The organism is Burkholderia sp. Bp9004 (assembly GCF_003858025.1).
In the GTDB taxonomy this organism is placed as follows: Bacteria; Pseudomonadota; Gammaproteobacteria; order Burkholderiales; family Burkholderiaceae; genus Burkholderia; species Burkholderia diffusa.
On sequence record NZ_QTQD01000006.1, the window covers coordinates 153,029 to 166,846 of the forward strand.

Sequence of the window (13,818 nt, forward strand, 5' to 3'; positions counted from 1 at the left end):
TCGCGACGATCGAAGCCGGCGGTCCCGACGAAGTCGCGGTCACCAACGCGTTCAAGACATGGTTCTTCGCGCGGTTCGACGCCGACGACGAAGGCGTGCCGGCGGAAGACGGTTTGCACGGTATCGTTCACTATCTGTCCGAACCGGCGCGCACGGAGCAGGGATGCCGCGTGAACGCGGATCTCGGTCCGGCGCCGGAGGCGGCCGTCGAGGATCTGCTGTTCCGGCTCGTCGACGCGGGCGCGACGCGGATCACCGTCGGCTGAATCGCCGTTCCATCCACGACTCACACGCAAACATGAAAAAGACACTTGCCGCGTTGCTGCTGTGCATCGCATTGCCTGCGTCGGCCGAAGTCAGCATCGAGGTGCTGTGCTTCAGGACGACCGGCGACAAACCCGTGCGCTTCGAGTTGCGCACGTATTACGACGACGTGGCGAAGTGGCAAGGTGGTGTCGTCCGCTACGCGAAATCGAAGGCGGCGATTCCGCTGCTGTTCAAGCACGTGGATCAGGAAGAACTCGCGGAAGGCCGCCCGTACCAGTTCACGACGACGTGGTGGGAAATGGTCGACGGCAAGATCAACGGTGAATACGAAATGATGAGCCAGGGTGCGATCGTCTATTCGATGACGTACACCAATGCGCGCACCGGCAAGAAGACCGACTTCGCGTGGGCGCAGGACGTCGATGCGTCCGAGAAGACGGGGTGCCGCTGGTAGCGCGGATTCGAGCGGTGCCGGGAGGCGCGTTCGTCACCCGGCGCGCCCTCGGCCGCGCCGGTGTCGAGTTGGCTCGGGCGGGCGGTCAGCCGGCGTCGCCTGGGGTGTCGACGTCGATCCCGAGTTCGGTCGCCATGCGCTGAACGAGCGCGTTCAGCCGCGCCACCTCATCCGCAAGCCGCTTCTGTTCGGCCTTCAGCGCCTCGAACTCGGACGGCGGAACGGAGTCCGCGCCGGCGCCCGCATCCGAACCGGCGAATTCGGCGATGTTCACCTCGCCGCACATCAGGTGCATCCAGCGATTCTCGCGCGCACCGGGCGCGCGCGGCAGCCGGATGACGAGCGGCTGCGCACGCGCCGCGAGTTCGTCGAGGAACGCCTCGACCGACGAGATGTCCGCGAAGCCATGCAGGCGTGCGCTGTTCAGGCGCAGTTCGGCGGCCGTCTGCGGGCCGCGCAGCAGCAGGATCGTCAGCAGCGCGATCGCCTGACTCGGAATCCCGAGCACACGGTTCATGTTGTGCTCGAAACGCGGCACGCGGCTGCTGCTCCCTTCCATCACGAGGCTCAGATGCTTGAGCCCGTCGAGCGCGGTCGTGACTTCGTCCTCGCTGACGTTCATCACCGGCGAGCGCGCGGTTTTCTGGTTGCAGCCCGAGGTCAGCGCATTCAGCGAGAGCGGATAGGTGTCGGGCACGGTGTGCTGCTTCTCGACGAGCACCCCGAGAATGCGGGCCTCGAGAGGCGTAAGTTCGCGCAGGGCGCGTGGCGTGGGCATGTCCGGCGTGGTGTTCATGGATGCGTCGCAGCGTGCAGCAAGTGAAGGGAAACGGTCGCGCCCCGTCCGGCGTCGCGAACGGGCGAGCCATATGATAGCTCGCGACGTGGGGCCCGGCGCCACTCGCGGCCATGGCGTGCGGACTTGCCGCAGCCCGCTTTCGTCCAACGTATCGGCCACGCGGCGGTGCGCGGCGGCGCATGCGTTCGACGTCGCGAATCCACGCACCGCGCCTGCGCGCGGCGTCGCCCCGCGTTTGCGCGTCGCGCGGGCCGGCGGTACGATACGCGTTCACTTGGGGATGCGGTGCCGCACGCGGCCGATTTCGCACGCCACGCCAGCACCGCGCATCGCCCGTCCCGCCCGCCGTGCCGCCGCGCATGCGCGCCACGCGTCGACACGGTTCATCCGTTCACTCCTTCACCGCCATGACTGCATCCATCTCAGCGCCGCCCGTGCGCGCCATCGTCACCGGACACACGCGCGGCCTCGGCGCGTCGCTCGCCGAACAATTGCTGCAGGAAGGCATTGCCGTGCTCGGTGTGTCGCGCAGCCGTCATCCGTCGCTCGCCGCGCAGGCCGGCGGCCGTTTCGCCGAAATCGAGCTCGACCTGTCGGACACGTCGGCCATCGCGACGTGGCTCGCCGGCGACACGCTGCGCCGCTTCGTCGACGGCGCGTCGATCGTGCTGCTCTTCAACAACGCGGGCATCGTCGATCCGATCGGCCCGCTCGACGCGCAGGATCCGGCGCTCGTCGCGCGCGCGGTCGGCGTGAACGTCGCGGCGCCGCTGATGCTGTCGGCCGCGCTCGTACAGGCGGCAGCGGCACCGACCGAATGCCGGATCCTGCACGTGTCGAGCGGCGCCGCGCGCAACGCGTATGCGGGCTGGAGCGTCTACTGCGCAACCAAGGCGGCGCTCGATCATCACGCGCGCGCCGTCGCGCTCGACGCGAACCGCGCGCTGCGGATCTGCAGCGTCGCGCCGGGCGTCGTCGATACGGGCATGCAGGCGACGATCCGCTCGACCAGCGAAGCGAACTTCCCGATGCGCGAGAAATTCGACCAGTTGAAGTCGAGCGGCGCGCTGTCGACGCCCGAAGCGGCCGCGCGGCAATTGATCGGCCATGCACTGAGCGACGCGTTCGGTTCGGCGCCGACGGCCGACGTTCGCGAACTGTCCGCGACCTGATCCGGGATAGAATTTCGCGGTTGCCTTTCCCCGAGGATCCCCCGATGGTCACGAAGACCACCGCACCGTTCCAGCAGATCAAGACGCTTGTCCGCCAGCAGGTCGAAGCAGGCGACTGGCGCCCGGGGGACCGCATTCCGTCCGAACTCGATCTTGCCGCGCAGTTCGGCGTCGCGCGCATGACGGTCAACCGCGCGCTGCGCGAGCTGACCGAGGAAGGCGTGCTGAAGCGCATCGCGGGCGTCGGCACCTTCGTCGCCGAGGTGAAGCCGCAGTCGAACTTGCTGATGATCGCGCATATCCGCGACGAGATCCGCGCGCGCGGCCACGAGTACCGCTGCCGCGTGCTCAGCCAGTCGCGCGAGCCTGCATCATTCGACGTCGCGGCCGCGTTCGGGCTCGCGGTCAACACGCCGGTCTTTCACGTGGTGTGCGTGCACGAGGAAAACGGCCGCCCGATCCAGCTCGAGGATCGCTACGTGAACCCGGCCGCCGCGCCCGAATTCATCGACCAGGATTTCCAGGCCGAGCCGCCGTCCGAATACCTGTTCAACAACGTGTCGCACTACGAACTGGAGATCGAGCACGTGGTCGACGCGTCGCTGCCGACCGGCGAACAGGCGCGGCTGCTCGACATGCGCGCCGACGAGCCGTGCCTCACGCTCACGCGCCGCACCTGGACGAACGGACTGCCAGTCACGTTCGTGCACTTCCTGCATCCGGGCAACCGCTACCGGCTCGGCTCGCGCTTCAAGCCGGGCGCCGGGCGGCACCAGACCTGAACCTTCGCCGACGCTCGAAAACGGCCACGCGCGGCGGCCGCTTCATCGCAAAACGGACGCCGCACGCGTGAGCTCACCTGATGGCGTCGCGCTGCGCCGCTTACGCTCAGATCACCCCGACCTGCCCCGCGCCGCGCGACCACACGACCGGAAACAGCGCATGCTCGAGCGGCGCGCCGTCCGGCAGTTCGTCCGCGAGCCCCGGGAAATCGGGCGACGTCTTCCAGCGGCGCGGCGCGTGACGGATGTCGTCGCCGACGAAGCGGATCGAGAACGCGCGCCGGCGATTCTGCGTGCCGCCCGACGCATGCAGTGTGAGCATCCGGAAGCACACCATGTCGCCCGGCTCGAGCGCCCAATGGCGGATCGGGAACGCCGCGCGGTCGGCTTCGATGTCGGGCAGGTCGGCGAGGCTGCCTTCCGGGAACCACTTCGCTTCCTTGTCCATGAACGTGCGCGGCATCAGCCACGGCCCCTGGTGCGAACCCGCGATGAATTCCAGCGTCGATTCGAGCGGCACCGGATCGACCGGAATCCACATGCTGACGTTGTCGTCGCCTTCGATGTTGTAGTACGGCTGGTCCTGGTGCCACGGCGTGCGCTGCCGCGTGCCGGGCTCCTTCACGAGCAGGTGGTCGTGATGCAGCCGCACCGTCTGCGTGCCCATCAGCGCCGCGGCCACCGACGGCGCGGGCGAGCGCACGATGAAGTCGCGGTACGCGTCGTTGTGCTGCCAGTTGCAGAAGTCCTCGAAGAACCAGCCCGGGTCGTCGGGCCGGCTCGCGACCTTCGCGCGCGCGCTGGGCTGCGCGAGGTTCGCGTCGATGCCGGCACGCAGCGCGGCCACTTCGTCGGGCGAGAAGATGCCCTTGATGCAGACCGCGCCTTCCTCACGGAAGGCGGCGATCAGCTCGGGCGTCACGGCTTGCGCGACGCGCTCCTGGATACTCGTCATGGTTTGCCTGTCGATGGAATGAATCACGGAGTCACGGTGCGACGCTCACTGCTTCGCGCCGTAGATGTCGAAGTCGAAGTATTTCGCGGCGATCTTCTGGTACGTGCCGTTCGCGCGGATCGCGACGATCGCGTCGTTCAGCCGCTTCTTCATCTCGGCGTCGCCCTTGCGCACGCCCATCGCGACGCCGTACCCGGTGATGCGCACGTCGGTCACGTCGGGGCCCGCGAACGCATAACCCTTGCCGCGCGGCGTCTTCAGGAACGAGTAGCCGGCCTGCGTCTTGTCCTGGAAGGTCGCGTCGAGGCGGCCGTTCACCAGATCCTGATACACCTGGTCCTGGTTCTGGTACGACACGATCGTCACGCCCTTGGTCGCCCATTCGGCCTTCGCGTACGCCTCCTGCGTCGTGCCCTGGTCGATCCCGATGCGCTTGCCGGCGAGCGACGCGGCGGTCGGCAGCAGCTTCGAACCGGCCGGCGCGACGAGCGCACCCGGTGACGCGTACAGCTTGTTCGAGAAGTCGATTTGCTTGAGTCGCTCGTCGGTGGCCGTCATCGCGGACATGATCACGTCGAACTTGCGCGCGCGCAGCGCCGGAATCATCCCGTCGAAGCCCTGCTCGACCCACACGCATTTCGCGCGCAACTGCTCGCAGATCGCGTTGCGCAGGTCGATGTCGAAACCGGCGAGCGAGCCGTCGGGCTGCTTCGCCTCGAACGGCGGATAGGTGGGATCGATGCCCCAGCGGATCGTCGCCGTGTCCTGCGCGAACGCGACGAGCGGCGCGAACGCCAGCGCGGAAACGACGAGCTTTGCAGTGCGGTTCATGGTGTGTCCTTGTGGTCTCGACGCGGCGGGCGAGCGCCGGGCGTCCGTTGGGGAGCGTCGTGCCGGCAGGCCCGGCGCGGTGCGCGAAAGACTGGGACTTCGATGAAACTGCGATGCAGTCTAGACCGCTCAATTTTGGAGCGCAAGCCGAGCGAATGAACGTGGAGCCCACGGGCGGGAATTGCGTGGAGAATTCGCGCTGAAAGAGCGATGTAACATGCAAAATATAAGAATTTACCGGAAATTCGCGAGCGTTCACGCGTTTACCCGGTAATGCGCACAGTCGGCGGAGGGTGTATTCGATTGAATATCCACAAGCCGGGACGATCGGGAATCACCACTCGCGATTTACCCGGTCCAGGTTCTGACCTATACCGCATTGATGCTACGGTCGAACCGATTCATGTGATCGGCGTTCATGCCCGCGCGTGCCGCCTCCACATGATTGCCGTGCACCGCGATCGGCCGCGCCGCGCGGCAGCGCCTCCGGCGCCGGGTCCGGCGAAACCGCGATTGCCCACGGGCTCGGGCCATGTTAAAAGTCGTCGCATGTATTTGTAAATGAAATGCTCGACGCCGGAAAAGTGTAGAAATGAATAGACCTTTGTTCGACCTCGACCTGTTGCGCGCGCTCGTGATGGTCGCCGACTGCGGCAGCTTCACGACCGCGTCCGCGCGCCTGCATTCAACGCAATCGACGGTCAGCCAGAAGGTGCGGCGCCTGGAGGAGATCGCCGGGCATCGCCTGCTCGACCGCGGCACGCGCGACGTGCGGCCGACCGACGCCGGCGTGACGGTGCTCAGCTACGCCCGGCGCATGATCGCGCTGAACGACGAGATGCTGGAAGCGCTGTCGGGCGCGACCGTCGCGCTGACGATCCGGCTCGGCGTGCCCGACGATTTCGCGGCGGGCCGCACGACCCATGCGCTCGCCGCCTTCAAGCGCGATCATCCGCAGGTGAAGCTCGAGGTGATGTGCGGGTTGAGCCGCGACATCTCCGCGGCCTACGATCGCGGCGAGCTCGATCTGGTGCTGATCAAGCAACGGCGCGACAGCCGAGAGGCGGTGGTGCGCTGGCCGGAGAAGCTGCGCTGGATCGACAGCGCACAACATCCGACGATCGAGCTCGATCCGGTGCCGATCGTCGTGTTCCCGCCACGCGGGCTCTATCGCGACGACATGATCAAGGCGATCGAGGAACGCGGCCGCCGCTGGCGGATCAGCTTCACGACGTCGAGCCTGAGCGGCATCCAGGCGGCCGTCGCGGACGGGCTCGGCATCAGCGTGCTGCCCGCGCGCGTGGTGACCGACGACCACGTGGTGCTGACCGAGCAACACGGCGGCTTCGCGCCGATCGAGAACATGGACATCGCGATCCTGCATCGGCCGACGGCCGATCCGATGGTCAGCGAACTGACGAAGGCGCTCGCGGCGATGCTGGAGCAGGAGGAGGAATGAGCGCGGCGATGCCGGTCCGCATCAGCCGAGCAACCGCGTGACCGGGGAATGCACGCGCGTCAGAACATCGTGTTTCCGTTCGCCGCCTGCTCCGGCACCGGCTGGTTCACGTCCCAGTGCTCGACGATCTTGCCATGCTCCAGCCGGAAGATGTCCATGATCGCGCTGCCGCGCGTGCCGGGTTCGCGCACCGCGTGCACGTGCAGGATCACGTAGTCGCCGTCGACGAACGAGCGCTCGATCTCGCTGTGCGACTGCGGATATTTGTCACGCAGGAATGCAATGAATTGGCGAAAGCCGTCGCGGCCGTCGGCCGCGTTCGGGTTGTGCTGCACGTAACGATCGCCGACGTACGCGAGCGCGGCGTCCGCATCTTTCTCGTTCAGGCCTTTTTCGTAGAAGGCGAGCACCGTCCGCCGGTTGGCTTCCTGCTGCGCGTCGGTCGGGCCGGCCGCCACCGCATGCGCGGCGCTCGCGGCGACCAGAGCCGCCGTCATCCATCGTGCGGCCCGTGCCGCTGTCGTGCGTCGCATCGTCGTCTCCCGGGAAATCCGGCTGAAAACCGGATCATACCGGGGTGACGCTGCGCTTACGCTTCACTCAGACCAGCGCGCCGTTGCGCGCGACGATCTTCCCCGACGACACGACAAGCCGCCGCGTCGGCCGCGCGACGACGGCCTCGGCGACCGTCAGCGCATCGACGAGCACAACGTCCGCACGCTTGCCCACCTCCAGACCGTAGTCGGCGAAGCCGCAACCGCGTGCCGCGCCGTGCGTCACGCAATCGAGCGCGACTTCGAGTGCGTCGTCACGGCGGAAATCGTTGCGCATGCCGATCAGCATCGCGCGTTCGAGCATGTCGGGCGACCCGTACGGCGTCCACGTATCGCGCACACCGTCGTTGCCGCCGATCACGGTCACGCCGGCCGCACGGCACGCGGCGACCGGCGGCACCGGCACCGCGGCCGGCGCGGTCGTGACGATCGCGACGCCGAGTTCGGCCATCCGCGCGAGCAGCGCGTCGCGCTCGCGTTCGGTGATATCGCCGAGACAGAACCCGTGACTGATCGTGACCTTGCCCTGCATGCCAAGCGCGGCAGTGCGCTGCAGGATGAGGTCGAGCGAGTACGCGCCCATCGACCCGCGCTCGTGCAGGTGCAGGTCGAGCCCGCGACCGTGACGCTCGGCGATCCCGAACAGCACGTCCACCGCCTCGACCGGATCGCCTTCGATCGCGCACGGATCGAGGCCGCCGAGCAGATCGGCACCGGCGGCGAGGGCTTCGGACAACAGCGCATCGGTGCCCGGCCGCTTCAGCACGCCCGACTGCGGAAACGCGACGATCTGGATCTCCACCTGGCCGCGCAGCGTCTCGCGCGTCGCGAGCACGCCGTGCAGATGCCGCAGCCCGGCTTCGGTATCGATGTCGACGTGCGTTCGGATGCGCGTCGTGCCGGCCGCGAGGAACGCGCGCGACAGCGCGAGCGACGCGGCGCCTGCATCGTGGCCGCTCGTCGCGCGGTAGTTGCGTTCGTTCTCGATGCGGTCGACCAGGCGCGGCCCCACCGCGTTGCGATACCACGGCATTCCCCAGTGGGTCTTGTCGAGGTGCGTGTGGCCTTCGACGAGGCCGGGCAGCGCGAGCGCGCGCGCACCGTCCTCGATCGCGCAGCCGGCGGGTGCGTCGAGTGACGGGCCGACGCGCGCGATGCGCTCGCCTTCGATCAGGATGTCGAGCGCTTCGTCTGCATGCGTGCGGACGTTGCGGATCAGCAGGTTCGTCATGTCGGTTCCTGTGTGGTCGGTCAGTGCAGAGCCTTCACGATGCACGCACCGCGACGGCGGTCAGGTCGTTATCGCGTGAAACGTTGTGCCGGCGCGAACGGCGCACCGGTATCGCTTTCGCCGCGGCGGAACACCCAGCGTTCGGCCGGCACGCCGGCGACGGCGGCCGCCGCATTCGGCGCGCGCACCGCGACGAAGCTCGCGTCGCAGCCAACCGCGATGCCGTAGTCGGCCTTGCCGATCGCGCGCGCGCCGGCATGCGTCGCCATGTCGAGCGCGATGGCGAGCGCTTCGTCGGTGTAGAAACCCGAGCGGTAGCCGACCATCATCGCGCGCTGCAGCATGTCGCCGTTGCCGTACGGCCACCACGCATCGCGAATGTTGTCGTTGCCGGCGAACACGTGCACGCCCGCGTCGCGCAGCTGCCGCACCGGCGGGAATGCGCAGTCGCCCGGCGCATTGGTCAGGATCGACACGCCGGCGCCGGCGAGTGCCGCGGCCGCACGCGCGACCTCGCCATGATCGACCTGGCCGAGCGCATACGCGTGGCTCACGTTCACGCGGCCACCGAGGCCCGCCGCGCGCGTGCGCGCCGCGATCCGCAACAGTTGCGCGATGCCGGTCTCGCCCGGTTCGTGCAGGTGGATGTCGATCTTCGCGCCGCGCTTCTCGGCGATGCCGAACACGATGTCGAGTTGGCCGTCCGCGTCGCCGTCGAGCGTCGTCGGGTCGATCCCGCCGACCACGTCGGCGCCCTCGCGCACGGCCGCCTCGAGGATCTCGGCGGTGCCCGGGCACGTCACCACGCCGGCCTGCGGGAACGCAACCAGTTCGATGTCGACGACCCCGCGCCATTGTTCGCGCGCGGCCATCACGGCCTGCAGGTTCGACAGGCCGGTCGTCGCGTCGACGTCGACGTGGCTGCGCATCGCGATCGTGCCGAACGCGGCGGCCTGCGCGATCAGCGCATTCGCGCGCTCGACGATCGGCGGAGCGGCCGCGAGCTGGCGCTTCTCGACCGCGAGCCGCTCGCGCAGCGAGCCGACCGGTTCGTGCGGCACCCAGCGGTCGCCGACGAAGCTCTTGTCGAGATGGATGTGGCCGTCGACGAAGCCGGGCAGCACGACGCGCCCGCCGAGGTCGATCGTTTCCGCGCCGGGCGCGGCGGTGCAATCGGCCCCGATCGCGACGAAGCGGCCGTCATGGACGGCGAGGTTGACGGGCTGGCCGCCGGCATCGACGGCGTTGGTGAAGAAGCGATCGGTCATGACTCGGAACGTGTGGGGCGGTCGCTGCGCGACGCCGGCTCGGATGGCCGAAAGGACCGCGGCCGGCACGGCCCGGCCGTTGGCAGGGAATGCGGTCACGATATCGGACGCGATGGCCAGTGGCCAATTAAATGTCGCGATGCCGCGCATTCGATTTCGCGATATACGGACGGGCCGCCCCGTCGCGCCTGGCGCGGCGATCGGGTGCGATCGCCGGGACGGTGCCCGCATTGCCGACAAGCGTGCATCGGCACGGTCGCGGCCGGGCGTAGCGCGGCGCCGCGCCCGGCCGCGATTTGCGCGGCAACAGACTTTACACGTTGTTACCCGGCCGCACCGGACGCGCATCCGCCCTTTCCTTATACTCACGCCGAGTTCGCCACCCGTCCGGGAATTCGTCGGCGAACACGTTGCCGATGCAGGAAACATCATGATGCGCATGCCTTCCACGAAGACCGTTCTGTTCGCCTCGCTCGTCGCCGTGGCGGCGCTTCCGCTGACCGCCTGTGTCGCGCCGGGCTACTACGGCGCGCAACCGGGCTATCCGCAGCAACAGTACGCGACGCCCGGTTACGCGCAGCCCGCGTATTCGCAACCCGGCTACGTGCAGTCGCAGCAGCCGGCATATCCGAGCCAGGCCCCGCAGTACGACCAATACGGCAACCCGCAGCCTTACGCCGGGCAATACGGCAACGGCTACGGCACGCAATACGGCACCGTCACGAACATCCAGCCGGTCAGCGGCTCGATCGGCGCGTCGGGCGTCGCCGGCACCGTCGTCGGTGCGCTGGTCGGCGGCCTGGTGGGCAACCAGTTCGGCCGCGGCCACGGCCGCGATGCTGCCACCGTGATCGGCGCGCTCGGCGGCGCCGTCGCCGGCAACCAGATCGGCCAGCAGATGGGCGCGGCCCAACCGCCGAGCAGCTACCGGATCGACGTGCAGGTCAGCGACGGCTCGACGCGCTCGTTCGACGTGCAGTCGCCAGGCAACCTGCGCCCGGGCGATCGCGTCCAGATCAACGGCAATCAGCTGTCGCGTTATTGATTTGGGTCGCGTGCACCTGAGCTGATCGGGTGCATCGCGGACACCTCACGTCGCGTCCGCATTTCGCGCGTCCGACGCCGTGCGCCGCTTCGGCGCAACGCACGGGCGCGCATTGCTTCATCCCCGCTCCTTCCATCAGCGCGGCACGCTTGTCGCGTACGGCACTGCGCCGTCACGCGCCTCACGTCGCGCACCGGCCGCGGTCGGGCTCGCATCGAACGCTGCGGCCGACATGTCCGCATCCGGTTCGTTTCCGCTCGCATCCCTTCGACGCCGAGTGCGCGATTGCCCGCAGGCATCGCGAACGCTCATTCATTCTCCACGCGTCATCTCCAGCGCCCTTCGCGCATCGGCGCCCTTCATCACGCGTGCCGATCGGGCAAACGAGTGCGTGCGTTTCCGCTTAGCATTGTCGACGCCCTGCCGCGCATTGCGCCGCAGATTCCGATATCACGGCACACCAACGACAATCCCGACCGATGATCACGATCCGCCTGCTCGACGCCGCCGACGCGGCGCAATTCCAGTCCGTCCGCCTCCGCGCGGTCGACACGTCGCCGACCTCGTTCCTGCCGACCCGCGACGAAGAAGCACGCGTCCCGCTCGATGAATTCGCGACGCGCATCACCCCAACCCACGAGCGCGCCGTGTTCGGCGCGTTCGACGACGCAACGCTCGTCGGCATCACGGGCGTGCGCCGCGATGCGCGTGCCAAGGTCGCGCACAAGGCGACGATCTGGGGCGTGTTCGTCGACCCCGCGTATCGCGGGCGCGGCATCGCGCAATCGCTGCTCGACAACGCGACCGCGCACGCAGCGCAAGCGTGGCAGTGCATGCAACTGGTCCTGTGCGTGAATGAAATCAACGGCGCCGCGGAACGGGTGTACGCGTCGCGGGGGTTCGTCCGGTTCGGCACGGAACCGCGTTCGCTGTTCGTCGACGGCCGCTTCTACGACGAACACCACATGGTCAAGACGCTGGCATGACGCGTCGCGTTCGCGCGCCCTTGACCGGTCGCACGCGAACGCCTCTCCACGCCGTTACGTCATCGCTTGTCGGTGATCGTCGTGTTGACAGCCTGCCCGGCGATCGTCACGTTCGTCAGGTCAACCGCCGCGTTGGGCACGGTGCCGGCAGCAAATGCTCGTGTGGCCGCGAACAGTCCGCCGAGCACAGCACCGCCTGCGGGTGTGCCGGTCCAGCCGATGAAATCGCGGCGCGACACCTCTGCTGCGGCGAAGGTGATCGGACGGGCGAAGGCGAACGGCAGCGGTTTGCGGCCGTGGGCATTCCTTCAATGGTTGGGGTATCGACACGCAGGCGGCGGACCTCCATTCATACGTCGTCGCACCACCAGGCAAAGCCTCGCCGTGATCGAAATCGAGGATGCATCTGTCGCTTACCTCATTTCAAAGCTGCCTTCGCCGGAATGTGTGCGCACACTCACTTCTCAGTGACGGAGAAAAGACATATGTCGTCGTATCTTTATGCGCAGAAACTCGATGTCTGATGGATACGCGGTCAGGCCCGAATCGACCGCGCGCATGGAATATGACAAGCTCTCGGAGGCATCACCCGTCCATGCAAACCCGTCACAGGAGCCTCAATTGCAGACCCGCCACGGAGTCGACCTCATCCGCGCCCGCGCGCTGTTCGATCGCGAGCGCCGTGCATTCACCGAAGCCATGCCGATCTCCCGCGCGTTGTCCGCGGAAGCGTCCGAGCATTTGCTGTTCGGCGTGCCGTTGCACTGGATGCAGGACTGGTCGACGCCGTTCTCGCTGGTCGTGAAGGAGGCGCGCGGCGCGACGTTCACCGACGTCGACGGTCATCGCTACGCGGACTTCTGTCTCGGCGACACCGGCGCGATGTTCGGCCATGCGCCCGAGCCGGTCGCGCGCGCACTTGCCGAACAGGCGACGCGCGGCTACACGACGATGCTGCCGAGCGAGGACGCCGCGTGGGTCTCGCGAGAACTCGCGCGCCGCTTCAAGCTACCCGTCTGGCAATTCGCGTTGAGCGCGAGCGACGCGAACCGCTTCGTGCTGCGCTGGGCGCGCGCGGCCACCGGCCGCAACACGATCGTCGTGTTCAACGGCTGCTATCACGGCACGGTCGACGACGTGTTCGTCGACCTCGTGGACGGCCGCCCGGTGCAGCGCGACAGCCTGCTCGGGCAGTCCTACGATCTGCTCGCGAACACGCGCGTCGTCGAGTTCAACGATCTCGACGCGCTCGAAGCGGCGCTGAAGGACGGCAACGTCGCGTGCGTGCTCGCCGAGCCGGCGATGACGAACATCGGGATGGTGCTGCCCGATCCGGGCTTCTGGGAGGCCGCACGCGAACTGACGCGCCGCTACGGCACTCTGCTCGTGATCGACGAAACGCACACGATCAGCAGCGGCCCCGGCGGCTACGCGGCCGCGCACGGTCTCGAACCGGACGCGCTGGTGGTCGGCAAGCCGATCGCGGGCGGCGTGCCGTGCGCGGTCTACGGGTTCAGCGCCGAATTCGCGGAGCGCGCGAAAGAGGCGAAGCTGAACGCGCCGCCCGGCCATTCCGGGATCGGCACGACGCTCACCGCGAACATGCTGGCCATGCACGCGATGCGCGCGACGCTCGCCGAAGTCGCGACCGATGCCGCGTATGCGCAGATGTTCGAACTGGCCGCGCGGCTCGCGACCGGGCTCGAACGGGTGATCGCGAAACACGGGCTGCCATGGTGCGTGACGCGCATCGGCGCGCGCACCGAGTTCCAGTTCACACCCGTGCCGCCGCGCAACGGCACGATTGCGGGCGAACAGCTCGACAGCGAGCTCGAGCACATCGTGCATCTGTACCTGCTGAACCGCGGCGTGCTCATCACGCCGTTCCACAACATGATGCTCGTATGCCCGCAGACGACGACCGACGACGTCGATACGCTCGTCGCGCGGTTCGACGCATGCCTGGGCGAACTGGCGTGACGTGATGCGGCGGCCGTTCGGCTCGCCCGCAGCGG

The 13,818-nt window shown here is 68.0% G+C and carries 14 protein-coding genes and 1 pseudogene; 8 read left to right on the forward strand and 7 right to left on the reverse strand.

All coding sequences use genetic code 11. The features are described 5' to 3' along the window. Window positions 1–2 precede the first annotated feature (2 nt). Window positions 3–266 (forward strand): annotated as a pseudogene (locus tag DIE08_RS09735) (hypothetical protein); the annotation flags it as partial. 32 nt (window positions 267–298) lie between these two features. Further along, a complete protein-coding gene (locus DIE08_RS09740; RefSeq protein WP_124901747.1) occupies window positions 299–721 on the forward strand; it encodes a hypothetical protein in 423 nt (140 codons plus the stop codon). 85 nt (window positions 722–806) lie between these two features. Here DIE08_RS09740 and DIE08_RS09745 read toward each other — a convergent pair whose 3' ends face one another. Further along, the gene (locus DIE08_RS09745; RefSeq protein WP_124901748.1) at window positions 807–1,517 is read right to left on the reverse strand and encodes a YceH family protein; all 711 of its coding nucleotides are present in this window, start codon (window positions 1,515–1,517) and stop codon (window positions 807–809) included. 410 nt (window positions 1,518–1,927) lie between these two features. On the opposite strand from DIE08_RS09745, the gene DIE08_RS09750 reads away from it, so the two are divergent. Together DIE08_RS09750 and hutC are read left to right on the forward strand one after the other, a co-directional pair. Continuing rightward, a complete protein-coding gene (locus DIE08_RS09750) occupies window positions 1,928–2,692 on the forward strand; it encodes an SDR family oxidoreductase (protein WP_124901749.1) in 765 nt (254 codons plus the stop codon). Window positions 2,693–2,736: 44 nt separating this feature from the next. Next, the gene (hutC, locus tag DIE08_RS09755) at window positions 2,737–3,474 is read left to right on the forward strand and encodes a histidine utilization repressor (protein WP_124901750.1); all 738 of its coding nucleotides are present in this window, start codon (window positions 2,737–2,739) and stop codon (window positions 3,472–3,474) included. 106 nt (window positions 3,475–3,580) lie between these two features. On the opposite strand, the gene DIE08_RS09760 is transcribed toward hutC, so the two are convergent. Next, window positions 3,581–4,429, reverse strand: coding sequence for a phytanoyl-CoA dioxygenase family protein (locus DIE08_RS09760; protein WP_124901751.1), 849 nt, complete (start codon window positions 4,427–4,429; stop codon window positions 3,581–3,583). A gap of 45 nt (window positions 4,430–4,474) precedes the next feature. Further along, the gene (locus tag DIE08_RS09765) at window positions 4,475–5,260 is read right to left on the reverse strand and encodes an ABC transporter substrate-binding protein (protein WP_124901752.1); all 786 of its coding nucleotides are present in this window, start codon (window positions 5,258–5,260) and stop codon (window positions 4,475–4,477) included. Between the two features lie 592 nt (window positions 5,261–5,852). Here DIE08_RS09765 and DIE08_RS09770 point away from each other — a divergent pair. Continuing rightward, a complete protein-coding gene (locus tag DIE08_RS09770; protein ID WP_124901753.1) occupies window positions 5,853–6,719 on the forward strand; it encodes a LysR family transcriptional regulator in 867 nt (288 codons plus the stop codon). Window positions 6,720–6,778: 59 nt separating this feature from the next. Here the strand turns inward: DIE08_RS09770 and DIE08_RS09775 are convergent, their stop codons facing one another. The 3 genes from DIE08_RS09775 to DIE08_RS09785 form a co-directional block, all read right to left on the reverse strand. Further along, the gene (locus tag DIE08_RS09775; RefSeq protein WP_124901754.1) at window positions 6,779–7,252 is read right to left on the reverse strand and encodes a nuclear transport factor 2 family protein; all 474 of its coding nucleotides are present in this window, start codon (window positions 7,250–7,252) and stop codon (window positions 6,779–6,781) included. A gap of 67 nt (window positions 7,253–7,319) precedes the next feature. Continuing rightward, window positions 7,320–8,504, reverse strand: a complete 1,185-nt coding sequence (locus DIE08_RS09780; protein ID WP_124901755.1) for an amidohydrolase family protein — start codon at window positions 8,502–8,504, stop codon at window positions 7,320–7,322. Between the two features lie 68 nt (window positions 8,505–8,572). Then, window positions 8,573–9,772 (reverse strand): amidohydrolase family protein, encoded by a 1,200-nt coding sequence (locus DIE08_RS09785; RefSeq protein ID WP_124901756.1) that lies wholly within the window; start codon window positions 9,770–9,772, stop codon window positions 8,573–8,575. A 430-nt stretch (window positions 9,773–10,202) separates the two neighbouring features. Here DIE08_RS09785 and DIE08_RS09790 point away from each other — a divergent pair, with 430 nt between their 5' ends. Both DIE08_RS09790 and DIE08_RS09795 read left to right on the forward strand, forming a co-directional pair. After that, a complete protein-coding gene (locus tag DIE08_RS09790) occupies window positions 10,203–10,817 on the forward strand; it encodes a glycine zipper 2TM domain-containing protein (protein ID WP_124901757.1) in 615 nt (204 codons plus the stop codon). A 479-nt stretch (window positions 10,818–11,296) separates the two neighbouring features. Beyond that, window positions 11,297–11,803: a GNAT family N-acetyltransferase gene (locus tag DIE08_RS09795; protein ID WP_124901758.1), complete on the forward strand. Its 507-nt coding sequence runs from the start codon at window positions 11,297–11,299 to the stop codon at window positions 11,801–11,803. 59 nt (window positions 11,804–11,862) lie between these two features. Here the strand turns inward: DIE08_RS09795 and DIE08_RS09800 are convergent, their stop codons facing one another. Next, a complete protein-coding gene (locus tag DIE08_RS09800) occupies window positions 11,863–12,042 on the reverse strand; it encodes a hypothetical protein (protein WP_124901759.1) in 180 nt (59 codons plus the stop codon). Window positions 12,043–12,424: 382 nt separating this feature from the next. Between DIE08_RS09800 and DIE08_RS09805 the strand changes: the two genes are divergently transcribed. Beyond that, entirely contained in the window at window positions 12,425–13,783 is a 1,359-nt protein-coding gene (locus DIE08_RS09805; RefSeq protein ID WP_124901760.1) for an aspartate aminotransferase family protein, read from the forward strand. Window positions 13,784–13,818 lie beyond the last annotated feature (35 nt).